This is a genomic window from Streptomyces sp. BRA346, assembly GCF_052851135.1.
Genome location: NZ_JAIWIH010000005.1, coordinates 66,647 through 87,749 on the forward strand (window position 1 = coordinate 66,647; position 21,103 = coordinate 87,749).

At 73.5% G+C, this 21,103-nt stretch carries 19 protein-coding genes; 9 read left to right on the plus strand and 10 right to left on the minus strand.

The features are described from left to right. Window positions 1-17 precede the first annotated feature (17 nt). Genes LCH29_RS07165 through LCH29_RS07180 form a run of 4 tightly spaced genes read right to left on the minus strand, consistent with a single transcriptional unit; the run spans window position 18 to window position 7,947 of the window. The gene (locus LCH29_RS07165; RefSeq protein WP_446460849.1) at window positions 18-4,250 is read right to left on the minus strand and encodes an SAV_2336 N-terminal domain-related protein; all 4,233 of its coding nucleotides are present in this window, start codon (window positions 4,248-4,250) and stop codon (window positions 18-20) included. Between the two features lie 3 nt (window positions 4,251-4,253). Further along, entirely contained in the window at window positions 4,254-5,231 is a 978-nt protein-coding gene (locus LCH29_RS07170) for an AAA family ATPase (protein ID WP_446460850.1), read from the minus strand. 52 nt (window positions 5,232-5,283) lie between these two features. Further along, entirely contained in the window at window positions 5,284-7,488 is a 2,205-nt protein-coding gene (locus tag LCH29_RS07175) for a VMAP-C domain-containing protein (RefSeq protein ID WP_446460851.1), read from the minus strand. Between the two features lie 3 nt (window positions 7,489-7,491). Beyond that, a complete protein-coding gene (locus LCH29_RS07180; RefSeq protein ID WP_446460852.1) occupies window positions 7,492-7,947 on the minus strand; it encodes a CU044_2847 family protein in 456 nt (151 codons plus the stop codon). A 150-nt stretch (window positions 7,948-8,097) separates the two neighbouring features. Here LCH29_RS07180 and LCH29_RS07185 point away from each other — a divergent pair, with 150 nt between their 5' ends. From LCH29_RS07185 to LCH29_RS07200, 4 genes are all read left to right on the plus strand, one after another. Next, window positions 8,098-9,570 carry an AlkA N-terminal domain-containing protein gene (locus tag LCH29_RS07185; RefSeq protein WP_446460853.1) on the plus strand — a complete coding sequence of 491 codons (1,473 nt, stop codon included), beginning with the start codon at window positions 8,098-8,100 and terminating at the stop codon, window positions 9,568-9,570. A 41-nt stretch (window positions 9,571-9,611) separates the two neighbouring features. Beyond that, window positions 9,612-10,163: a methylated-DNA--[protein]-cysteine S-methyltransferase gene (locus LCH29_RS07190; RefSeq protein ID WP_446460854.1), complete on the plus strand. Its 552-nt coding sequence runs from the start codon at window positions 9,612-9,614 to the stop codon at window positions 10,161-10,163. Window positions 10,164-10,229: 66 nt separating this feature from the next. After that, window positions 10,230-10,775, plus strand: coding sequence for a SigE family RNA polymerase sigma factor (locus tag LCH29_RS07195; RefSeq protein WP_446460855.1), 546 nt, complete (start codon window positions 10,230-10,232; stop codon window positions 10,773-10,775). Next, on the plus strand, window positions 10,772-11,926 hold the full coding sequence (locus LCH29_RS07200) for a WD40 repeat domain-containing protein (protein ID WP_446460856.1): 1,155 nt from the start codon (window positions 10,772-10,774) through the stop codon (window positions 11,924-11,926). Before LCH29_RS07195 ends, LCH29_RS07200 begins: the two co-directional genes overlap by 4 nt. A gap of 15 nt (window positions 11,927-11,941) precedes the next feature. On the opposite strand, the gene LCH29_RS07205 is transcribed toward LCH29_RS07200, so the two are convergent. Further along, window positions 11,942-12,688 (minus strand): SIR2 family NAD-dependent protein deacylase, encoded by a 747-nt coding sequence (locus tag LCH29_RS07205; RefSeq protein WP_446460857.1) that lies wholly within the window; start codon window positions 12,686-12,688, stop codon window positions 11,942-11,944. A 107-nt stretch (window positions 12,689-12,795) separates the two neighbouring features. On the opposite strand from LCH29_RS07205, the gene LCH29_RS07210 reads away from it, so the two are divergent. Both LCH29_RS07210 and LCH29_RS07215 read left to right on the plus strand, forming a co-directional pair. Further along, window positions 12,796-13,500: a hypothetical protein gene (locus tag LCH29_RS07210; protein WP_446460858.1), complete on the plus strand. Its 705-nt coding sequence runs from the start codon at window positions 12,796-12,798 to the stop codon at window positions 13,498-13,500. A gap of 107 nt (window positions 13,501-13,607) precedes the next feature. Then, a complete protein-coding gene (locus LCH29_RS07215) occupies window positions 13,608-14,336 on the plus strand; it encodes a hypothetical protein (RefSeq protein ID WP_446460859.1) in 729 nt (242 codons plus the stop codon). A 51-nt stretch (window positions 14,337-14,387) separates the two neighbouring features. On the opposite strand, the gene LCH29_RS07220 is transcribed toward LCH29_RS07215, so the two are convergent. Continuing rightward, a complete protein-coding gene (locus LCH29_RS07220; RefSeq protein ID WP_446460860.1) occupies window positions 14,388-15,491 on the minus strand; it encodes an ADP-ribosylglycohydrolase family protein in 1,104 nt (367 codons plus the stop codon). Between the two features lie 156 nt (window positions 15,492-15,647). Between LCH29_RS07220 and LCH29_RS07225 the strand changes: the two genes are divergently transcribed. The 3 genes from LCH29_RS07225 (at window position 15,648) to LCH29_RS07235 (ending at window position 17,653) form a co-directional block, all read left to right on the plus strand. Then, window positions 15,648-16,781: a glycerate kinase gene (locus tag LCH29_RS07225; protein ID WP_446461274.1), complete on the plus strand. Its 1,134-nt coding sequence runs from the start codon at window positions 15,648-15,650 to the stop codon at window positions 16,779-16,781. Between the two features lie 234 nt (window positions 16,782-17,015). Then, window positions 17,016-17,273, plus strand: a complete 258-nt coding sequence (locus LCH29_RS07230) for a hypothetical protein (RefSeq protein ID WP_063730730.1) — start codon at window positions 17,016-17,018, stop codon at window positions 17,271-17,273. Then, window positions 17,270-17,653, plus strand: a complete 384-nt coding sequence (locus LCH29_RS07235; RefSeq protein ID WP_446460861.1) for a hypothetical protein — start codon at window positions 17,270-17,272, stop codon at window positions 17,651-17,653. Before LCH29_RS07230 ends, LCH29_RS07235 begins: the two co-directional genes overlap by 4 nt. A gap of 71 nt (window positions 17,654-17,724) precedes the next feature. Here the strand turns inward: LCH29_RS07235 and pssA are convergent, their stop codons facing one another. The 4 genes from pssA to LCH29_RS07255 form a co-directional block, all read right to left on the minus strand. Continuing rightward, on the minus strand, window positions 17,725-18,579 hold the full coding sequence (gene pssA, locus LCH29_RS07240; RefSeq protein WP_446460862.1) for a CDP-diacylglycerol--serine O-phosphatidyltransferase: 855 nt from the start codon (window positions 18,577-18,579) through the stop codon (window positions 17,725-17,727). Then, the gene (locus LCH29_RS07245) at window positions 18,566-19,213 is read right to left on the minus strand and encodes a phosphatidylserine decarboxylase (RefSeq protein ID WP_009714172.1); all 648 of its coding nucleotides are present in this window, start codon (window positions 19,211-19,213) and stop codon (window positions 18,566-18,568) included. Before LCH29_RS07245 ends, pssA begins: the two co-directional genes overlap by 14 nt. Before the next feature lie 179 nt (window positions 19,214-19,392). Next, window positions 19,393-20,595 (minus strand): acyl-CoA dehydrogenase family protein, encoded by a 1,203-nt coding sequence (locus tag LCH29_RS07250; RefSeq protein ID WP_446460863.1) that lies wholly within the window; start codon window positions 20,593-20,595, stop codon window positions 19,393-19,395. A gap of 1 nt (window position 20,596) precedes the next feature. Beyond that, window positions 20,597-21,103, minus strand: coding sequence for a MaoC family dehydratase (locus LCH29_RS07255; RefSeq protein ID WP_446461275.1), 507 nt, complete (start codon window positions 21,101-21,103; stop codon window positions 20,597-20,599).

A 21,103-nucleotide genomic window follows, 5' to 3' on the forward strand; every position in this document is an offset into this window, starting at 1 on the left:
GGCCCTCCGCGGGGCCGCTATTGCCCGGCCCCGGGGAACCGTTCCGCGACCAGCGCGGCAAGGTCGACGTACGCGTCGAGGGTCTTGGGGGCGAGCCGGTCGAGGTCGATGTCGCCAGGGGTGGCCACGTAGTCGTCGTACGGCACGACCACCACGCCACGGCACCGGTTCCGGAACCCCTCCGCCAGCTCGTCGTCCGTCCGGGCCTCGGTCTCGGACGACCTCTTGACCACGGTGATGGCGTCGCGCACCAGCTCCGCGTGACCCTCGTCGTCCAGCTTGTCCAAGACCTCGTGCACACTCCACCTGTGCTCCACGGATGTGGTGGTGACGAAGATCAGCTGGTCGGCGAGGTCGAGGATTTCCCGTCTGTCGTTGTCGAACGTACCGAGGTCGGCAAGGATGACCGCGTAGCGGCTGCTCAGGTCGGCTATGACGCGGCGGCGATCCTCGGTGGTGGCCGGGCCTGTCGGGGTTGTGAGGTCACTCGGTGTGGAGATCCCGGCGAGGACCTCAAGCCCGGACGGGGTCCGCGTGGTGCGAGCCGGATGGTTACGGAACGGGCTCGCCTCGAACGCGATGACCTTGTCCTCGCGTTCGCTCGCGAGGATCGAGCCGAGCACGAGCGTCGTCGCCCTTCGCCCGACCTCCACCAGGTGGCCGATCACCATGATGCGGTGGGTGGACGTCAGCGGTGTACGGATGAGGTCGAGTTTGCGCTGTCGCTGCGCCTTTCCGCCCTTTCCGCCGAAGCGGAAGAGGGAGGCCAGTCGGCGGGGCCGGGCGGTGCGGGCGGGCGCGGGCTGTTCGGGCTGTTCCGGCATCGGCACCTGGGGGCCGGGGAGGGGTTCGTCCGGGGGGAGGACGTACGCGTACTCGCCGTCGTGGACGGCGGTCGGCGCGGACGGCAGACACTGCACGAAGACATCCGCCACCTGACCCGCCGTCGGGCGCCGCTCGGGACGGCCGCTCAGACAGGCGCTGATGATCGCCAGCAGTCGGGGTTCGCGCCACAGCGCCCCCGTCTGGTCGAGCTGGGCGGTCGGCTGGGCGTCGCACAGGGCGCGGAGGATCTCGCCCAGGGCGTAGACGTTGTCCGCGGGGGTGGGAGCCTTCGGGCCGAGGCCGTCGAGGGCCACGTCCGTCCAGCCGGTCAGCTTCACCGTACCGTCCACGACGAGCACGCTGTCCGGCGTCAGCTTCCGCAGCACGATGCCCTTGAGCCCGCACATGTTCACCGCCTCGGCGAGGCGCAGACCGATCGTGGCGGCATGGACGGCGTCCAGCCGGGGTGTGCCGCCGGTCAGGAACGAGGACAGCGGCGGGGCCGGGGAGCCGTCGGGGAGGCCGACGAACTCCGTCACGATCCAGGGCGGGGCGAGATGGGTCGCGTCGGCGATCCACCGTGGTGCGTAGTGCCCCGCCATCCGCCGCAGCGCCTCCACCTCGGCCCGCAGTTGCCGCGTGGCGTTCGGGGCGGTGCGGATCACCACATCGCCGGAGCCGCGTCCCCTACGGGCGTGGTAGACGTCGTACCCCGCGCTGCCGCCGAGCCTGTGGTGGGCCTGGTACTCCCCGAACGACGGCAGGCCGCTGCCCGGTTCGGCCTCCTGGACGGAGGGCGGCGACTGCGGCGGTGTCGTGGCCAGGTCCACGCCGCACCCGCCGCAGTAACGGTCGTCCACCGCCAGAGGGGAGGAGCAGAGCGAGCAGACGTTGCCGGGCGCGAGGAGCCGGCCGCGCGCCCTCCGCGCGCCGGTGTCCGGCTGGAAGTACGTGACGAATCCCCAGACGTAGCCCGCGGTAGGGCGGCCGCGTCTCTCCAGGCAGGCCATGACCAGGGAGCGGAGGGGTTCCCAGACCGCGCCGTCCCAGCGTGGCATGTCGTAGACGTCATGGCCGCGTCGATGCGAGCGCCCCCCGCCGCCGAGGCACAGCAGGATGTCTCCCAGCGCGCCGACCATGTCCACGGGGTGCCGTCTCCCGGCGGCCGCCGGGGACGGCACATCATCGATACTGGCTGACGACCAGCCGGTCAGAAGGATGTCCTCACCGGCGACATGCACCGTGCTCGTGGTGAGATCGCCGTGCGTCATGTCCGCGTCCCCGCACAGGCGCACCGCGTCCACCACCTTGCGGGCGAGCGCGAGGGCGGCATGCCCGTCCCATCGCTCGGCGTCGCGTTGGAGGACGTCGTCCAGCCTCTCGCCGACGAGGGGCTCCTCCGCGAGCCACGGAACGTCATCGTCTAGCCCCTCGCGCAGCAGACGGCGGACGTAGCGCCCGTCCATCCGGCGCAGCGCCTCCGCCTCAACGGCCAGAAGCTCGGCGGGATTCTGCCATCGTGCCTGGTGGGCGATCTGGACGACGGCCTCCGTGCCGTAGGCGTCCTGGCCCAGATAGGGGATGAGCCGCGCTCCCGGCGGACCGGCCATCGTCAGGCGGTACGGGCCGATCGTCCGGGGATCGCCGGGCAGCAGGCGGCGCCACGGCTGCGCCGCCGTACCGGACACGAACGCCGCCGGCTGCGGCGGCGCCCCCAGGCGGGCCGCGAGCCGTCGTTCCACGGTGCTGAAGGGCCGGGCGCCGGGTGGGAGGCGGTCGGTGCCCGCCGTGTGGGCGAGCCAGGCCGGGAAGTCGGGGGAGCGGCCCGCGAGTTCCTCCAGGCGGCGGCCGATGGTGCGGCTCGTCGCGACGAGTTCGGCCAGCGGCACCGCGCCCAGCAGCGCCTGCTGGGCGGCGTCGGTGAAGGCGAAGGGCCGGTGTTCGGGCGGCAGCGGGTCGGGGCCCGCCGAGGCGGGCGGCTCGACCGGGCGCATCAGCCCGCCGAGGAACACCTCGGCCAGCCGACCGGTGTCGGACCGCCCGTCCACCGCCTTCTGCACCATCCGCATCACCGGCACCGGCAGCGGGGCGACCGCCGACAGATGGGCCGCCAGCCGGTACGCCTCCGGGGACGCCGCGTCCCGGAACAGCTGGACCCGGCCCAGCTCATCGGCCGGAGAAGGGGAAGGGGATGAGGCCGGGCGGGTGGCGGCGGGAGCGCCGCGCGGCGGGGCGAGCAGCGGCAGGACGGCCGTGCCGCTCGCGGAGGCGATCAGCCGCGCCCAGTCCGCCAGCGGCCCGGCCTCCGGTTCCAGTACGGGCACGGGCACCCCGTCGAACCGGGCCAGGGCGGTGGGCAGCACCGGATCGGCGACCGACCAGTCCGCGTTGGCCGAGCCGGGCCTGCGGGTCCTTACCTGCCAGCGCCGCGTCCGGATCCCGGAGCTGTCCCACAGCCGGGGCGGCAGGGCGTGCACGACCGCGGTGGGCCCCACCCCCGCCCAGCGCGCCAGCACCTGGCCCATCCGCCCGTCGCGCCACGCTGCCCCGACCCCGTCGCTCACCACCAGCACCAGCGTGTGCCCGGACGGGTCCGACAGCGCCGTGGTGGGGAGGTGGGGCGCGTCCGGGTCGTAGGGCCGGGTCCGCAGCGCGGGGGCGTCGCGGCCGCGCGTGTGCAGGCCGAGCACCCGTACGACGCGGAAGGCGCCCGAGCGTTGCAGCACCGTGCGCAGCTCGACGGCCAGTCGCCGCCACAGCAGCATCGACGTGCCGTCGTCGACGACGAGCGCGAGGTCGAGCCAGCGCTCGCGGGCGGGGCGGGTGACCACGTCCGGCAGACCGGTCTCGGCGAGCGCCGCCGCGGTGGCGACCTCGTCGAACTCCCGCTTCAGCGGGTTGGGGCGGTGCTGCTTGAGCGGGCGCAGGGCACGGCCGATGGAGAGTTCCTGGCGCAGCGCCTTGTCCTCGGGCACACGCAGCGGCAGCCCGCGCCCCGCGCCGGGCGACTCGGCGTCCGTAGCGGGAGCGCCGGGCGTGTGGCCGCCGCCGTAGAGGCCGTGCGGTGCGCGGGCGGCGGGGCGACGGTCCGGGGCCGGTTCCTGGCGCGCAGGGGCAGGACGCGGAGGTGCCTCTCGTTTCGGCGGCGGGGGCGGAACGCTCGCCGGGGCGGGCCGTACGGCGGGGGAGGCGGGCGCGGCCGGGGTGGCGGGGCGCGCGGCGGGCAGGGGCAGCCCGGTGCGCGCCGCCGCGCGCTCCAGGGGCGCCCCCGCGGCGTCACGCTCGGGCAGCCGCCCGGCCAGCCAGAGGGCGTCGAGCAGCTCTTCCCGCGACAGATACGCGCCGCCGGACGCGAGGACCGTGATCGCCTCGTCGAGCCGTTCAAGCCGTTCCGACCGCCCCTGGTCGCCGCCCCCTTGGGCCATGCGTCACACCGCCCCGCCCAGCCGGTGCAGCACCGCTTCCAGCAGCTCCTGCGCCGTCACGTCCACCCCGCCCGACCGCAGGAACACGGCGTTCAGCAGCTGGTCGGTGGCCAGCTCGCGCGCCGCGCGCCGCCGCAGGAAGACCTCCAGGAGCTGATCGACCTCCTCCAGCGCCTCCTCGCCCAGATGCGCGGTGACGATCGCCCGCAGCCGCTCCTCGTCGGGGGTGGGCAGCTCCAGCCGTACGCAGCGGCGGAGGAAGGCGGGCGGGAAGTCGCGCTCGCCGTTGCTGGTGATCACCACGACGGGGAACTCCTCGCAGGCCAGCCGCCCCCGTCGTACCGTGGCGCGTTCGCCCGCCCGCTCGGTGAGCACCTCCACCACCGACTGCTCCTCCGGCAGCCGGGCCAGCTCGGGGATCTCGAACTCGCCCTCCTCGAAGACGGTCAGCAGGTCGTTCGGCAGATCGACATCGCCCTTGTCGAGTTCGTCGACGAGCAGCACCCGGGGCCGGTCGTCCGGTACCAGAGCGGTGCCCAGCGGGCCGAGCCGCACGAAGCTGCCGATGTCGGGTTCGGCCTCGCCGCGGTCCCGCATCAGGGTCGTCTCGCGCAGCCGCCCGATCGCGTCGTAACGGTAGAGCGCGTCCTGCACGGTGGACCGGCTGTTGACGGGCCAGCGCAGCACCTCGCCCAGCCCCAGTTCGTGCGCGATCGCCCGCGCGAGGGACGACTTGCCGGTGCCCGGGCTGCCGGTGACGAGGAGCGGGCGGCGCAGATGCAGGGCCGCGTTGACCACGTCCGCGTGCTCGGGCGAGATCAGATACGGCGACGGGCGGGCGGCGTCGGAAGCCGCTGGATCCGGGTCACCCGCAGCGCCGTCGAAGCGGCGCCACGGCGGGGCGGGCGGCATCTCCACCTGCCGGGGTACGCCGTCCCCCCGGAACAGCCGCCAGCCGCCGTGCTGTTCCCGTGCGTTCATCGGGGATCCTCCCTTTCGGTCCGCGTCAGCGGACATCGCGCGCCTCTCACCGTCACTCCGTGGGGTCCACGAGGTCCAGCCGGGGCAGCGCCCGCCCGGCGTCGGCCCACGCGAGGACCGGCCGCCCGGGGTACTCGGCAGGCCGCTGGAGGGTCTTCGTGCGGTACATCCGTATCGCCTCGGGCAGTTCCCGCGCCCGCACCTCGGTCGTGTGCCGTACTGCCGGGGACCCCGGCTGTCCGCTGCGGTCCCACAGGACCACCGGAACGCCCGCCGCCAGACACATCTGGACGACCTCCGCCCGCCGGTGGGCCGCGACATCGACCGTGACATGGGCGGTGAGCCGCTCCATGAGCAGACCGCACACCGCCTCCGGGTCGGGGGCCGTGGCGTCGTCGATGTGCACCGGCTCCTCGGAGTCCAGCCGGGCCCAGCGCTCCCGCCACTGGTCGAGCATCGCTTCCCCGTTCAGCTCCCGCAGCTCGGGGCAGTTGACGACCAGCGGATACGGGGCGCCGAGCGGTACGGGGAGCAGTGCCCCCGCCCCGGCCGGTCTCCAGGAGTCGGCGGGCACCTCCAGGGCATCCCGGTCCACGATCAGTTCGATGACGAAGCGCGGGCCCGCCGGGTCCGGTCTGCGCAGCGAACCGACCGCGTCCAGGATTTCCTGGGCGGCCTCTTCCGCGCTGCGCGGCCGCTCGCTGTCGTCCGACACCTGGCGCAGCCCGTCCCCGTCGTCGCACCACAGCCGCAGCCGGTAGCGCTCCGGCTGTTCTCCCGGGTCCGTTACCGCCGCGCTCCCGCAGGACGACAGCGACGACAGCGACGACAGTGACGACAGCTTCGCCACGACCCGGGGCGGCGCGGAGCCCCGGGACGCGCCCCGGGCCCACTGCTTGGCGTCGTGGCGGCGGTCCTTCAACGCCGCGTCATGGATGCCGAGACGGCGGGCCACGGCCTCGTTCCACTGCCACAGCTCGGCCTGCTGCTCCGCCGTCGGGGAGCAGCCCGCGGCCACGAACTCCACGGCGCGCAGCAGCCCCGGGACGGCCAGGCGGCCGTCCTCGGTCGGTGTGCTGTCGCCGTACAGGCCCTCCAGATGGGCGATCAGCGCCTCGAAGCGCCCGTTGCCGTTCCCCTCGTGGCCGTCCTGGGGGACGTCGGCGCCGAATCCGGCCAGGAGCGCGCCGGGCAGGGGTGCCGCCAGCGACAGCGCCGCCCGTACGGCCCCGGGGACACCGGCGGCCGCGGCCGGGGGCAGGGCACGCAGGTGCCGCAGCAGCGCCCCGTGCTCGCCCGGGGTGAGCAGCTTGGGCAGACCGTAGCGGCGCCCCAGGACGAGGAGTTCGTCGGCGATCGGCCCCGCCGTCGGGCGCACGGCCTCGACCAGCGCCGGGAGGGCGCGCCCCCGGGTGAGCAGCAGCCGGGCGAACTCGTCGGCGGAGGGCGCGCCGTCCGCGCGGTGGTCCAGGCCGCACTGGCGGGCGACCGCGCGGCAGTACCGCACCCAGCCGTCGGTCAGTGACAGCCGCCCGTCCAGCAGGGTGGTCAGTTCCGCGTAGCCCGGGTGGTCGCGTACGTCCTCGTCGGGCCGGGGGAGGAGGTGGTCCACTCCGGCGCTCCGCAGCTCCCGCGCCACCCGCTGCCAGGGAATGCCCCAGGCGCGCCGCAGCTCGCCCCGGACGCGCAGCTTCGCCGTCACGAGCCCGACGACGGCGCTCTCCTCGTTCGACCACAGCGGGCCGCCGCTGTAGGCGGGTTCGATGTCCAGGGTGCGTTCGGCCCCGTCGAAGTAGCCGAACCGCCCGTCGCATGCGCTCACTTCGGCGTCGGCGAAGACCCCGGGCTCGCCGCTGCCGTGCCAGGCGCGGACGAACTGCCGCCGGGCCATGGGGTGCCAGCGCGGCGGCTCGAACGCGGGCGGCAGCGCCCCGGCCAGCCGCAGTACGGCCAGGTCGCCGTTCCACTCGAAGGCGCCGAGGCCGCCGTCGTCCCTCCGGGGCGGGATCCAGGCCGTCAGCTCGGCATCGGCCTCGACGGTGTGCTCCGGCCCGTGGATCCGAACCGAAACGGCGACCGCCCCCGGGTGGTCCGGGGCCAGCATGTCCTTGCCGAGGGCGCTGTTGACCACATGGGCACAGGTCAGCAGGTGCTGGCGGGGCAGCAAGACCCCCGCGCCCGCCGGTCTTCCGTCGTCCTTGGCCAGGATGGACACGGCGGGCCGTGGCGCGGACCCGCGCGGGTGGAACCAGCCCATGGCTCAGCCCGTGGGGCCGGGCAACGGGGGCTGCTGCGGCGGCTGTTGCGGGGGCGTGGGCCCGCCCGGTGGGGGCTGGTCCGGCGGGCGCTGGTCCGGGGGCGTCTGGTCCGGCCGCCAGGTGGCCGAAATGGTGAGGCTGGCGTTCCCGTTCGCTCCCACGATGCCGAGCTTGAGGTCCTGGCCCACCTGCACCCCGAACTGCACGGTGAACTCCTGCGGCGGGTGGGGCGCCGAGCGGACCGCGTCGTGCACGTCCTGGAGCACCGAGCCGAGACCCTGGAGGACGACGCCGAGACCGGCGTCGGCGAGCGCGGCCGCGGCCCGCGTCCCGCGCCCGACCGGGGTCACGCCCCCCACGCCGCCGTAGGTATCCGTGAGGGAGGCGTCTCCCACGGGGGCGAGTTCCAGCCGTACGGACGTGCCGTCTGCCAGGGGTATCTCTCGGTGTTCCGTCACCCCTTCATCATGCCGATCGTCAGGCCTCCGGTCTGCTGTTTCGTCGCAAAATCCCCGGAAGGGGAGCCGGTTGCCCAGCGGTGGCCGCGCTCGGACGTCGATGTCGGATTCCCGCGAGCCCGGGGGCGCGCGGTGGCCGATGCTGGAGCCATGTACACCGATACCGACCGGTGCCTCAGGGCCGCACGGGCCAAGGACGCCCGCTTCGACGGATGGTTCTTCATCGCCGTCGTCACCACCCGCATCTACTGCCGTCCGAGCTGTCCGGTCGTCGGTCCCAAGCCCGAGAACATGCGGTTCTACCCGAGCGCCGCGGCCGCCCAGCAGGCCGGGTACCGGGCCTGCAAGCGGTGCCGCCCCGACGCCAGCCCCGGATCGCCGCAGTGGAACGAGCGGGCCGACCTCGTCGCCCGCGCCATGCGGCTGATCGCCGACGGGGTGGTCGACCGGGAGGGCGTGCCGGGGCTGGCCGCCCGGCTCGGCTACAGCACCCGGCAGATCGAGCGGCAGCTGCTGGCCGAGCTGGGCGCCGGGCCGCTCGCGCTGGCCCGGGCGCAGCGGGCGCAGACCGCGCGGCTGCTGATCGAGACCAGCGGGCTGCCGATGGCGGACATCGCGTTCGCGGCCGGGTTCGCCAGCATCCGGGCGTTCAACGAGACCGTACGGGAGGTGTTCGCGCTCTCCCCGACCGAGCTGCGGCAGCGCGCCGGGCGCGGGCCGCGGCCCGCCGTGCCGGGGGTGCTGACGCTGCGGCTGCCGTTCCGGGCGCCGCTGTGCCCGGACAACCTCTTCGGCCACCTCGCCGCCACCGCCGTACCCGGGGTGGAGGAGTGGCGCGACGGGGCGTACCGGCGCACCCTGCGGCTGCCGTACGGGCCCGGGGTCGTCGCCCTCGCCCCGCGCCCCGACCACATCGCCTGCCAGCTGTCCCTGGCCGACCTGCGGGATCTGTCCGGGGCGATCAGCCGCTGCCGGCGGCTGCTCGACCTGGACGCCGACCCGGCCGCCGTGGACGACCTGCTGCGCACCGACCACCAGCTCCAGCCGCTGGTCGACAAGGCGCCGGGGCGGCGGGTGCCGGGGGCGGCGGACGCGGAGGAGTTCGCGGTGCGGGCGGTCCTCGGGCAGCAGGTGTCCACGGCCGCGGCCCGCACCCTCGCGGCTCGGCTGGTGACCGCGCACGGCGACCCGGTCACCGACCCCGGCGGCGGGCTCACCCACCTCTTCCCGACCGCCGGGGCCCTCGCCGCGCTGGACCCCGAGGCGCTGGCCATGCCGCGCGCCCGCCGCGCCACGCTCACCGGGCTGGTCGACGCGCTCGCCGGGGGGCGGGTCGCGCTCGGCGTCGGCAGCGACTGGGACGCGGCCCGGGCGGGCCTCGGCGCCCTGCCCGGGCTCGGGCCCTGGACCGTCGAGGTCATCGCGATGCGCGGCCTCGGCGACCCGGACGCCTTCCTCGCCACCGATCTCGGCGTCCGCAAGGCCGCCACCGAGCTGGGGCTGCCCGCCACGCCCGGCGCCCTCACCCGGACTTCCGCGCGCTGGCGGCCCTGGCGCGCGTACGCCGTCCAGTACCTCTGGGCCACCGACGGCGGCCACGCCATCAACCGCCTGCCCGCCTGAACCGCCTGCGCCAGGCCCGCCCGAACCAGGAGAATCCACCCGTGACCCGCACCCACACCACCGTCGACAGCCCGTACGGCCCGCTCACCCTGGTGGCCACCGGCGCTGCACTGTCCGGCCTCTACATGACCGAGCAGCGCCACCGCCCGCCCGAGGAGACCTTCGGCGCCCCCGGCGACCCCGACGACGCCCCCTTCGCCGCCGCCATCCGCCAGCTGGCCGCCTACTTCGCGGGCGAGCTGACCGCGTTCGACCTGCCGCTCCACCTCGACGGCACGCCCTTCCAGCGGCGCGTCTGGGACGAGCTGCGCCGCATCCCGTACGGCGAGACCTGGACGTACGGCCAACTCGCCGACCGCATCGGGCAGCCCACCGCCTCCCGCGCCGTGGGCCTGGCCAACGGCAAGAACCCGGTCGGCATCATCGTCCCCTGCCACCGCGTCGTCGGCTCCTCGGGCAGCCTCACCGGCTACGGCGGCGGCCCGGACCGCAAGCGGCGGCTGCTGGACTTCGAGGCCCGCACGTTTTCCCGCGACCTTTCCCGCGACCTTTCCCGCGACTTTTCCCGCGACTTTTCCCGCGACACGGCATAGCGGCGCGGCCCCGCACACGTCCAAGGAGGTGACCGACCACCGACAGACGACCGATCACGGGGAACCATGGATGACGAGGAAGAGCGGAGTTTCCGCGCGTTCGTCGCGGCCCGCTCGCCCGCGCTGATGCGCTCCGCCACCCTGCTCAGCGGCGGCGACACCCACGCCGCCGAGGACCTGCTCCAGACCGCCCTGGCGAAGACGGCCGGGCGCTGGAAGCGGCTGGAGAGCCCCGAGGCGTACGTACGGCAGGTGCTCTACCGCCAGCAGGTCAGCCTGTGGCGGCTGCTGCGCTCGCGCCGCGAGACCACCGTGGCCGAGCTTCCGGACACCCCGGCCCGCGAGGACGGCACCGGCGCGGCGGAGCTGCGGATCCTGGTGCGGCGGGCGCTGGCCCGGCTGACCGCCCGTCAGCGGGCCATGCTGGTGCTGCGCTATTTCGAGGACTGCCCGGAGCGTGACGTGGCCGAGCTGCTCGGCTGCTCGGTGGGGACGGTCCGCAGTACGACACACCGCGCCCTGGCCCGGTTGCGCACCCTCGTGCCCGAGCTGGACCCCGCCGCAGCGTGCGGCCTGGGCGTCGGCAACTCACCCGTGGAGGCGCGCCAGTGAACCCCGATCAGCTGCTGAGGGACACCCTTCGGGAATGGTCCGAGGAGACGTCGGCCCCGGCGGGGCGCGATCTGGCGAGCCGCGCGCTGCGCCGCCGCAGCCGCCGCCGTACCGCCACGGCGACGGGCGCCGCGGTGCTCGCCCTGCTGGCGGGCGGTGCGGCGGTGGTGGTGCCGATGATGGAGGAGCCCCAGAACCTCCATCTCTCGGGTCCGGCCTACGAGCCGCGCCCCGACCGCGTACTCGCGCACCCGGACGAGTCGCCGCCGCGCCACCTGATCGCCGCCGGTGATCTCGCGGTGTCGGCGTACCGGACGGGCGGGACGCCGGAGAAGGGCGGCGGGTCCGAGCGGCTCACCTACGACTGGTACCTGTACGACACCGGGAAGCAGCGGTACGCGAAGACACCCTGGGGCGATCTGGACGTGGTTCCCGGCATGAAGGCCGCGGCCGTCCTGGAGAAGACGCTGCCCACGTCCCGCGTCGGGATCCTCGACCTGAGGACCGGCAAGGTCGTCCAGTGGATTCCGCTGGACCACGAGGCGGGTGGGGTGTCGTGGTCCCCCGACGGCACGCGGCTGGCGGTGACCACGTACAGCGGCGATCCGGACGTCGAAGCGACCCCGGCCAACCGCGGGACCGCGCCCCGCAGGACCGGCTACTACGTGATCGACATCGAAACCGGCGACAATCGCTACCGCCCACTGCCCGCCTCCCTCGGAGGCCGCACCGACATCCGGTGGAGCCGGGACGGCACGCGGCTGGCCGACCCGGCCCCGACGCACGGCTACCTGGCCTATTACGACCTCCAGGGCCGACCGGCCCCCACCCCGCCGTATGAGGGCGCGGGCACGCTGGACCTGGGCCGCTCGCCGGACGGCCGCTACTACGCCACCGGCGACGGGCGGACGGGCGAGGTGAAGGACGCACGCACCCACCGCACGGTCGGCGACGGGTTCACCGGGTCCCCGCTCGCCTGGACCAGCGACGGCCGGCTGCTGCGCTGGGAGGACTGCGGCGACGACTGCACCGACGACCGCTACGAGCGGCTGGTGCTGACCGATCCGGAGGGCCGTACCACCGTCCCGCTCACCGGCTTCCGGGCGTCCGAGGGCCGCGGGGCGTGGGAGCCGGTGATCACCCGCCGCTGAGGGCGACCGCGGGGGTCAGACCCCCTCGGCGATCCGCTCCAGCAGCGCGGGCAGCGCCGTACCGATGGGCTCGCGGACGACCTCGTCCGCGAGTTCGTCGTACGGCGTCGGCTCGGCGTTGACGATGATCAGCCGGGCACCGCTCTCGGCCGCCATCCCGGCGAGCGACGCCGCGGGCTGCACCTGGAGGCTGGTGCCGACCGCGATGAAGACCTGGCACGCCCGCGCCACCGCGACCGCCTCGGTCAGCACCTCCGGGTCCAGACCCTGCCCGAACATCACCGTCGCCGACTTCAGGATCCCGCCGCACTCCCGGCACGCCGGGTCCGCCTCGCCCGCCGCGACCCGCTCCAGCGCCTCGTCCATCCCGGAGCGCTCCTCGCAGTGGGTGCACTGCACGACGCGCGCGGTGCCGTGCAGTTCGAGCACCTTGCGCTCGGGCATCCCGGCCAGCTGGTGCAGCCCGTCCACGTTCTGCGTGATCACGCGCACCGGGATCCCCGACCGCTCCAGCCGCGCCACGGCCTCGTGCGCGCCGTTCGGCCAGGCGTGCAGCGCCTTGCTCTCCCGGCGCATCTGCCAGGAGCGGCGCCGGATGTCCGGGTCGGTCATGTAGTAGTCGTACGTCACGAGCTTCTCGGCCTCGGGATCGCGCCGCCACAGCCCCTGCGGGCCGCGGTAGTCGGGGATGCCGGAATCCGTCGAGATGCCCGCCCCGCTGAGGATCGCGACGAGGGGCCGCCGCGTCGTCTCGCTGCTCATGCGGCGAGCCTACGCACGGCGTGCGGGCGGCGGCGAGCGCGTTGATCCGGACCGATAGAGTCCGCTCCGGCACCAGGTCGAACACGGCGTGACGGGGAGAGTGCACGATGGGCCGGTTCCTATGGCTGAGCGAACCCACCCTGGGCAAGGGGGAACAACCACCGCAGGACGGGCGCGCCACCCGGGAGATACGGATCTCCGACACAGCCCCCCAGCCCGACCGCGCCTTCGGCCCCCTCGCCTTCCCCGAGCGCCGCGACCCGCCCGGCGGCGACCCGAAGGCCTACCGCACCGCCCGCAAGGACGGCACCCGCGCCTTCACCCTCTGGGCCGATCAGTACCGGCAGCAGGTGTTCGCGCACGTCGTGACAAAGTCGGCGGTCAAGGGCGGCGCGGCCACGTACGAGGTGCTGGGCGCAGCCCATGAGCCCCTCGCCCTCATCACCCGCGATCCGGCCATGAAGGGCGGCCGGATCCGCACCCGCTGGACCGTCCAGCAGGCGGGCGCGCCGACCGCGGTCGGGCTGAAGGGGCGGGCCTTCTGGTGGTTCGTGTGGTGGCTGATCTCGCCCATCCAGCTGGCCATCGCGATCGGCAGCATCATCGGCGGCGGCGACATCGCCCGCACCCCGCGCCGCACCAAGTGGCGCGTCGACGGCCGGGTGGTGCTCGACTTCCAGAACGGCGTCGGCGCCTTCGAGCTGGAGGTCCTCGAGGACTGGTGGGACGACCGCGTCACCGCCGCCCTCGTCGCCCTCCTCGGCTCCCACGACAGCTGGCTGGGCAACGCGTGGGACCTGGCGAACGACTGACGGGTGCGGGCAAGGGCGAGCGCCCTCAACTGGAGGCGAGCGCCCTTAACCGGAACGGTAGGGTCCGGTCGGGCGTAAGATCATCGCCGCGGACGGGGAGAACACGGATGAGGAAGTTCCTACGGCTGGGCGGGTCGACCCCGGACGAGGGCGGGCCGGAGGGGTGCGTGGCCCACACGATATGGACGTCCGGCGAGCGCACCGCGCACCACCGCACCGAGACGCCGCTGGCCTTCCCCGAGTGGCAGGACCCGTCCGGCGGCGGCTTGGACGAGTACCTCGCCGCCCGCAAGGACGGCACCCGCGCCTTCATCCTCTGGGCCGATTCCCGTCGCGAGCGCGTGTTCGCGACGGTGGCCACCACCTCGGCGCGGAAGGGCGGTCCGGCCACGTACGAGGTGCTGGGCGCCGCGGGTGAGTCCCTGGCCGTCATCACCCGCCACCCGGCCATGAAGCGCGGACTCCGCACCCGCTGGACCGTCCGGCAGACCGGGGCGCGGCGAGCTGTCGGTGTGAAGGGCCGGCTCTTCTGGTGGCTCGTGTGGTGGCTGACCCTGCCCCTCCAGGCCGTCATCGTCGTCGCCGGCGCCGTCCAGAGCGGCATGGCCGACGAGGCCGCCCAGGCCCCGCGCCGCACCAAGTGGCGCGCGGGCTGGCGCGTGGTCCTCGACTACCGCCGCGGCCCCTCGAGCAGCTTCGAACTGGAGGCACGCGCGGACTGGTGGGACGACCGCGTCACCGCCGCCCTCATCGCCCTCCTGCGCAGCCACGGCGGCTGGCTGGGGGCCGACTGGGACACGACGGGGAGACGACGGGAATCGCCGGGCCGCCGGTGACCTCGTCGGCTCGCCCTTCCGCCGGGCGCGTGGCGCGGCCAAACCACACGGTCAGCCGGGACGGCCGGCCCCGGAAGGCCGTAGCGCCAGACGGTGAGTGCGGGCCGCGAGGTCGCTGATGCGGGCGGCGTCGAAGCCGAAGACGGCGCTGCGGATCCGGTCCTCCAGCGGCTCGGTCCACTGCGGCGGGATGGCGGCCGCGCCGCACAGGACGCCCGCGACGGAGCCCGCGGTGGCGCCGTTGGAGTCGGTGTCCAGGCCGCCGCGCACCGTCAGGGTGATCGTGGCGGTGAAGTCGCCCGCGCCGTGGAGGAGCCCGGCGGTGAGGACGGCGGCGTTCGGGACGGTGTGGATCCAGGGCAGGCCGCTCGTCTCGCGCTCCAGCTGGTCCAGCGCGTCCTGCCAGGCCACGCCCGCGTCGTACAGGGACGCGGCGCGGCGGACCGTACGGGCCAGGCGGCAGCGCGGCTGGATGCGGTCGAGGGCGGCCTCGACCGCCGTACGCGGGCCGTCGGCCGTGAACGCGGCGGCGATCAGCGCGGCCGCCCACATCGCCCCGTACACCCCGTTGCCGGTGTGGGACAGCACGGCGTCGCGGCGGGCCATGGCGGCGGCGCGGTGCGGATCGCCGGGGTTGACCCAGCCGTGGATGTCGGCGCGGATCAGGGCGCCGATCCACTCCTGATAGGGGTTGTCGACGGTCGCGGTGAGCGGCGGCCGCACGCCCGCCGCCAGATTGCGGTACGCGGCCCGCTCGGCGGTGAACGTCTGGAGGTACGGCAGCCGCAGCAGCCACATCTCGCCCACCTGCTCGGTGGTGAAGCCGAAGCCGTGGGTCTCCAGGAGGTGCAGGCCGAGGACGGTGTAGTCGATGTCGTCGTCCCGTGCGCTGCCGTGGATCCGGCCGCGTACGCACTCCTGCCACTCGGGGCGCAGCTCGAACTCCACCGGGTCCGGTGGCGGCTCCAGGGCGGGGAGGTAGTCGGTGAGCGGGAGGGCGTCGGCGCGGCGCAGATAGCGGTCGATGCGGTCGCGGGTCCAGACGTCGCCGCGCTCGATGGGCTTGCCGAGCATGTTCCCGGCGACGCGGCCGAGCCAGCCGCCGAGGATCTGGTCCGCGGTCCGGGTCGCGCGTGCGCTGCCGCTGTGGCCCATGTGTCAGGTGTACCCGGATGATGTGGGTGTACCGGGTGGCCGCCCCAGCGGATAAGGTCGGGGCGGCTTCGACCGCCTGAGCGAAAAGCAAGGGGTACCAGGGTGACGGCAGAAGTGAAGACGTGGGCGCAGGGGCAGGCCACGCCCCCGACGCGGGTGCTGATCGCCGCCGACAAGTTCAAGGGCTCGCTCACGGCCGTCGAGGTCGCCGAACGGGTGACGGCCGGGCTGCGGCGCGGCTGGTCCGGCGCGGCCGATCTGCTCCGCGTCGACGCGCTGCCGGTCGCCGACGGCGGGGACGGCACGGTGGACGCGGCGGTCGCGGCCGGGTTCGAACGGCGCGAGGCGCGGGTGACCGGGCCGCTGGGCACCCCCGTCACCGCGGCGTACGCGCTGCGCGACGGGACGGCCGTGGTGGAGATGGCCGAGGCGTCCGGGCTGCGGCACCTCCCGGACGGGGTCTTCGCGCCGCTCACCGCCACCACGTACGGCAGCGGCGAGCTGCTGCGGGCGGCGCTCGACGCGGGCGCCCGCACGATCGTCTTCGGCGTCGGCGGCAGCGCCACGACCGACGGCGGCGCCGGAATGCTGAGCGCGCTCGGCGCGCGCTTCCTGCGCGGCGACGGCACGCCCGTCGCCGCGGGCGGCGGCCCGCTGGGCGAACTGGCCACGGCGGACCTGTCCGGACTGGACCCACGGCTCGCCGCGACGGAGGTCGTGCTCGCCAGCGACGTCGACAACCCGCTGACCGGGCCGAAGGGCGCGGCGGCGGTGTACGGGCCGCAGAAGGGCGCGAGCGAGGCCGATGTGGCGGCCCTGGACGCCGCCCTCGCCACGTACGTCCGCGTCCTGGAGCGGGCCGTGGGGGTGCGTGCCGCCGAGTACGCGGCCGCGCCGGGCGCCGGTGCCGCGGGCGGCATCGGCTTCGGCGCCCTGCTGGGCCTCGGCGCGGCGTTCCGCCCCGGGATCGACGTGATGCTCGACGTCCTGGGGTTCGCCGCCGCGCTGGAGGGGGCCGACCTGGTGATCACGGGGGAGGGCTCGCTGGACGAGCAGACCCTGCACGGCAAGGCCCCCGCGGGCGTCGCGGCGGCGGCGCGGGCGCGGGGCATCGACGTGGTCGCGGTCTGCGGCCGACTCGCCCTCTCCCCGGCCGCCCTGGGTGGCGCGGGGATCCGCCGCGCGTACGCCCTGACCGACTTGGAACCGGACCCCACCCGCTGCATCGCCGAGGCCGGCCCCCTCCTGGAGCGCGCCGCCGAACGCCTGGCGGCGGATTTCCTCGGCTGACGCCGCACTGTCCCCCGGACGCCGGGTGGGCGGGGGCGGCTTGTTCTCCACCCCGCCCCTTCCCGAAACCGGGGGCAAGCCCCCGGCCCCCCACCGGGGCTCCGCCCCGGGGCGCCCCCGGACCCGGACCCACGTGCGGCCTTCCTGGCCTGCCTTCGGTACATCTGCCGAATTCGGGTACGGGTACGGGTGCGTACCCGTACCCTGGTGGTCACGAGTGGAGGGAGCATCACCGTGTCCGATGCCAATGTCCGAATTCCCACCGAGGCACGAGATCGGCTGGCCGAGATAGCGGCTTCGGAAGGGCTTTCCCTGCGGGCGTATCTGGCCCGCCTCGCCGACACCCTGCTCACCCCCGCCGAGCGGGCAGAGCGCGCTGAGCAAGCTCGCGCCGTGCTACAGGGGTGGAACGGCTACAACCCCAGCGAAGCCGAGGTGGCCGATCTGGACGCCGAGCTGGACCGGCGTCTCGCCGAGGCGGACGCCCGGTGACCGAAGCTCTGCACGTCGTGCTGGACGACACGGCCATGGTGGCCGCCGGGCGCGGCAATGTCCTGCTCTCGCGGCTGATCCACCGTGCTCACGCCGAACCGGGCTGGTTCCTCTACGCCCCGGCCTGTGCCCTTGTGGAGGCGGACCGGGCCCGCCCTGGAACGGCGGAGCACATCGCCGCCCTGCCCAGCCTCACCGTCCTCGACCTCGACCTGCCCGCCGCCTTGGCGGTGGCCCGCGACGCCGGCGGCTGGGCGGCTGCCCACACCGCGTACGTGGCTCAGCCAACGCTTGAGCGCCCTGCCGGGGCGGTGGTCGCGACGGCTGCGGCGGACGGGTGGAAGGGGCAGCCGGTGCGCATCCTCGACGTCGGGGAGTAACGCCGGCCGCAACCCGGAAACGCCGTGGGCCCCGAGCGGGAAGCTCGGGGCCCACGGCGTTTCGCGTGTGGCTACGGCAGCTGCGCCGCCCTCGCCTCGCGGCGGTTGTCGCGGAAGGCGTTGACGCGGCGGGCGGTGGCGAAGAGGGGGATCACCGCGCCCATGACGACCTGGAGGGCGCACGCCGACTGGAGCAGGAGCTCACCGCCGGGGGCCTCGAAGGCCCAGGCGGCCAGAAGCGCCATGCTGGTCACGATCCAGCCGAGCATGGCCACGGCGAGGCGGCCGCGCGGCTTGGGGTACTCGACGCGGCTCACCATCAGCCACGCCACGCCGATGATCGCCAGCAGGGTCGGCACGAAGGGCAGGCCCAGCAGGACGACCGAGACGACGGTGAGCGCCCCGAAGGGGCTCGGCATGCCCTGGAAGACGCCGTCGCGCAGGGTGACGCAGGAGAATCTGGCCAATCGGAGGACGACCGCCAGAAGCACCACGATCGCGCCCACCACCGAGACCCGCTCGTAGGGACTGTCGGCGACCATGCCCCAGACGAGGACGAAGTACGCCGGGGCGAGCCCGAAGCTGATCAGGTCGGAGAGGTTGTCCAGCTCCGCGCCCATGGCCGAGCTGCGCAGCTTCCGCGCGACGAGCCCGTCGAAGAGATCGAAGACGGACGCCAGCAGCATGAGCATGACCGCCGAGGCGGCGCTGTGGCGGGTCATGCCGCCGTCCTCGCTGCCCGTGAGGTGCGGGATGAGGACGCCGGTGGTGGTGAAGTAGACCGCCAGGAAGCCGCACGTCGCGTTGCCCAGGGTCAGGGTGTCCGCTATCGACAGCCGGGTCGACAGCGGCATGTCGTCCGTCTCGTCGGCGGCGTCCACCTCGGCCTCGGGCACCCAGGGGGTGTCGGGATCAATCACGGTCAAGGCGAGTCACCCCCGCGGTGGTGGCCTGGCCGACCTCGACCGCGACGTCGACGCCCTCGGGAAGGTAGACGTCCACGCGCGAGCCGAAGCGGATGAGACCGATCCGCTCACCCTGTTCGACCTTGGTGCCCTGCGGCACGTACGGAACGATGCGGCGGGCGACGGCGCCCGCGATCTGGACCATCTCGATGTCGCCCAGCTCGGTGTCGAAGTGCCAGACGACCCGCTCGTTGTTCTCGCTTTCCTTGTTGAACGCGGGAACGAAGCCGCCCGGGATGTGCTCGACGGAGGTCACGGTGCCGGCCAGCGGAGCCCGGTTCACGTGCACGTTGAGCGGGCTCATGAAGATCGCGACGCGGGTGCGCCCGTCCTTCCACGGCATGATGCTCTGCACCACGCCGTCGGCCGGGGAGATGACGCGGCCCTGAGTGATCTCTCTCTCGGGGTCGCGGAAGAACCACAGCATGCCCGCCGCGAGCGCGGTGGCGGGCACGGCGACTGCCGCCCACCGTCCGGAGCGACGGGCGCGGGTGAGGCTGACCGCCGCCGTGGCGACGGTCGGGAGGAGCCACGGCGACGCTCCGCGCGCGAGGCGGACGCGGCCGCGTTGTGCAGAGGATTGGCTGTGGGGCATGGATGACCTTCGTAGCGGAGGATGCCGCGACGCAAGACTGGGGACGGCGGCTTTCCCGGATGGTATCGGTTGCGAGCGGTAACTGGGCAAGCGCCAGGGCCTGTCGGTGGCTTGTCAGTGGCCGAAGACCCATGGCGCGGTGTGACCTTCTTCTCTCGGATACCACCCCAAAAGGGACATCAGCCGTGGCTTCGGTAATCCTCCAGTAGTCGTCGTCCAATAATCATTTTCTGAATCTCAGCGGTGCCTTCGCCGATGAGAAGCATCGGTGCCTCACGGTAGAGGCGCTCGATCTCGTATTCCTTGGAGAAGCCGTACCCGCCGTGGATGCGGAAGGCGTCCTCCACGACCTCTTTGCAGTACTCGGACGCCAGGTACTTCGCCATTCCCGCTTCGAGGTCGTTGCGCGCACCCGCGTCCTTCTTGCGGGCCGCATTGACCATCATCGCATGAGCTGCCTCGACCTTTGTTCCCATTTCGGCCAGTTTGAACTGGATGGCCTGGTGCTGGGCGATCGGCTTACCGAAGGTATGCCGCTGCTGTGCGTACGCAACGCCCAGCTCGAATGCGCGCTGTGCCACGCCACAGCCGCGCGCGGCCACATTGACCCGGCCGACCTCCACTCCGTCCATCATTTGGTAAAAACCGCGGTTGGTCGTTCCGCCGAGCACCCGATCGGCCGGAATGCGTAGTCCGTCCATGATGAGCTCGGTGGTGTCGACCCCCTTGTAGCCCATCTTCTCGATCTTGCCGGGAATGGTCAGTCCGGGCCGGACCTCGCCGAAGCCGGGCTCCTTCTCGACCAGGAAGGTCGTCATGGACTTGTGCGGGGGGACGCCCTCCTGCTGGTCGCCGGTCCGGCACAGGACCGCCACCAGGGTGGACGTGCCGCCGTTGGTCAGCCACATCTTCTGGCCGGTCAGCACGTACTCGTCGCCGTCCGGCACCGCCTTGCTGGTGATCGCCGACACATCGGAGCCCAGCGCCGGCTCCGACATCGAGAAGGCGCCGCGGATCTCGCCGAGGGCCATCTTGGGCAGGAAATAGTCCTTCTGCTCCTGGGTGCCGTGCTGCTTCAGCATGTACGCCACGATGAAGTGCGTGTTGATGATGCCGGACACGCTCATCCAGCCGCGCGCGATCTCCTCCACGCACAGTGCGTACGTGAGCAGTGACTCGCCAAGGCCGCCGTATTCCTCGGGGATCATGAGCCCGAAGAGGCCCAGCTCCTTCAGGCCCTCGACGATCCGGGTGGGATATTCGTCGCGGTGCTCCAGCTCGGTGGCGACCGGCAGGATCTCCTTGTCGACAAACTCCCTGACCGTGGCGAGGATCTCCCGCTGGATGTCGGTCAGCCCCTCGGTCTGTGCCAGACGGCCCATATCACTGCCCTCCCAGCTCCGGGCGGCCCGGCTGCTCGCCGCCCCGCTCCTTGATGTACGCGGCGGTCGGCACCATCACCTTGCGCCGGAAGACGCACACGAGGGTGCCGTCCTGCTTGTAGCCCTTCGTCTCCACATACACGATTCCGCGGTCGGTTTTGGACTTCGACGGCGTCTTGTCCAGCACCTCGGTCTCGCCGTAGATGGTGTCGCCGTGGAACGTCGGCGCGACGTGCTTCAGCGACTCGACCTCCAGGTTGGCGATGGCCTTTCCGGAGACGTCCGGAACGGACATGCCGAGCAGCAGGGAGTAGATGTAGTTCCCGACGACGACGTTCTTGCCGAAATCGGTCGTCTTCTCGGCGTAGTTGCTGTCCATGTGCAGCGGGTGATGATTCATGGTGAGCAGACAGAAGAGATGGTCGTCGTACTCGGTGACCGTCTTCCCCGGCCAGTGCCGGTAGACGTCGCCCACCGCGAACTCTTCGTACGTGCGGCCGAACTGCAT

Excerpts from the sequence above, each read along its gene's own strand:
- LCH29_RS07220 (WP_446460860.1), bottom strand. The coding sequence starts at position 15,491 with ATGGGCCACAGCGGCAGCGCACGCGCGACCCGGACCGCGGACCAGATC.
- LCH29_RS07165 (WP_446460849.1), bottom strand. The coding sequence starts at position 4,250 with ATGGCCCAAGGGGGCGGCGACCAGGGGCGGTCGGAACGGCTTGAACGG.
- LCH29_RS07210 (WP_446460858.1), top strand. The coding sequence starts at position 12,796 with ATGGGCCGGTTCCTATGGCTGAGCGAACCCACCCTGGGCAAGGGGGAA.
- LCH29_RS07170 (WP_446460850.1), bottom strand. The coding sequence starts at position 5,231 with ATGAACGCACGGGAACAGCACGGCGGCTGGCGGCTGTTCCGGGGGGAC.
- LCH29_RS07255 (WP_446461275.1), bottom strand. The coding sequence starts at position 21,103 with ATGCAGTTCGGCCGCACGTACGAAGAGTTCGCGGTGGGCGACGTCTAC.
- LCH29_RS07195 (WP_446460855.1), top strand. The coding sequence starts at position 10,230 with ATGGATGACGAGGAAGAGCGGAGTTTCCGCGCGTTCGTCGCGGCCCGC.
- LCH29_RS07215 (WP_446460859.1), top strand. The coding sequence starts at position 13,608 with ATGAGGAAGTTCCTACGGCTGGGCGGGTCGACCCCGGACGAGGGCGGG.
- LCH29_RS07205 (WP_446460857.1), bottom strand. The coding sequence starts at position 12,688 with ATGAGCAGCGAGACGACGCGGCGGCCCCTCGTCGCGATCCTCAGCGGG.
- LCH29_RS07250 (WP_446460863.1), bottom strand. The coding sequence starts at position 20,595 with ATGGGCCGTCTGGCACAGACCGAGGGGCTGACCGACATCCAGCGGGAG.
- LCH29_RS07185 (WP_446460853.1), top strand. The coding sequence starts at position 8,098 with ATGTACACCGATACCGACCGGTGCCTCAGGGCCGCACGGGCCAAGGAC.
- LCH29_RS07245 (WP_009714172.1), bottom strand. The coding sequence starts at position 19,213 with ATGCCCCACAGCCAATCCTCTGCACAACGCGGCCGCGTCCGCCTCGCG.
- LCH29_RS07175 (WP_446460851.1), bottom strand. The coding sequence starts at position 7,488 with ATGGGCTGGTTCCACCCGCGCGGGTCCGCGCCACGGCCCGCCGTGTCC.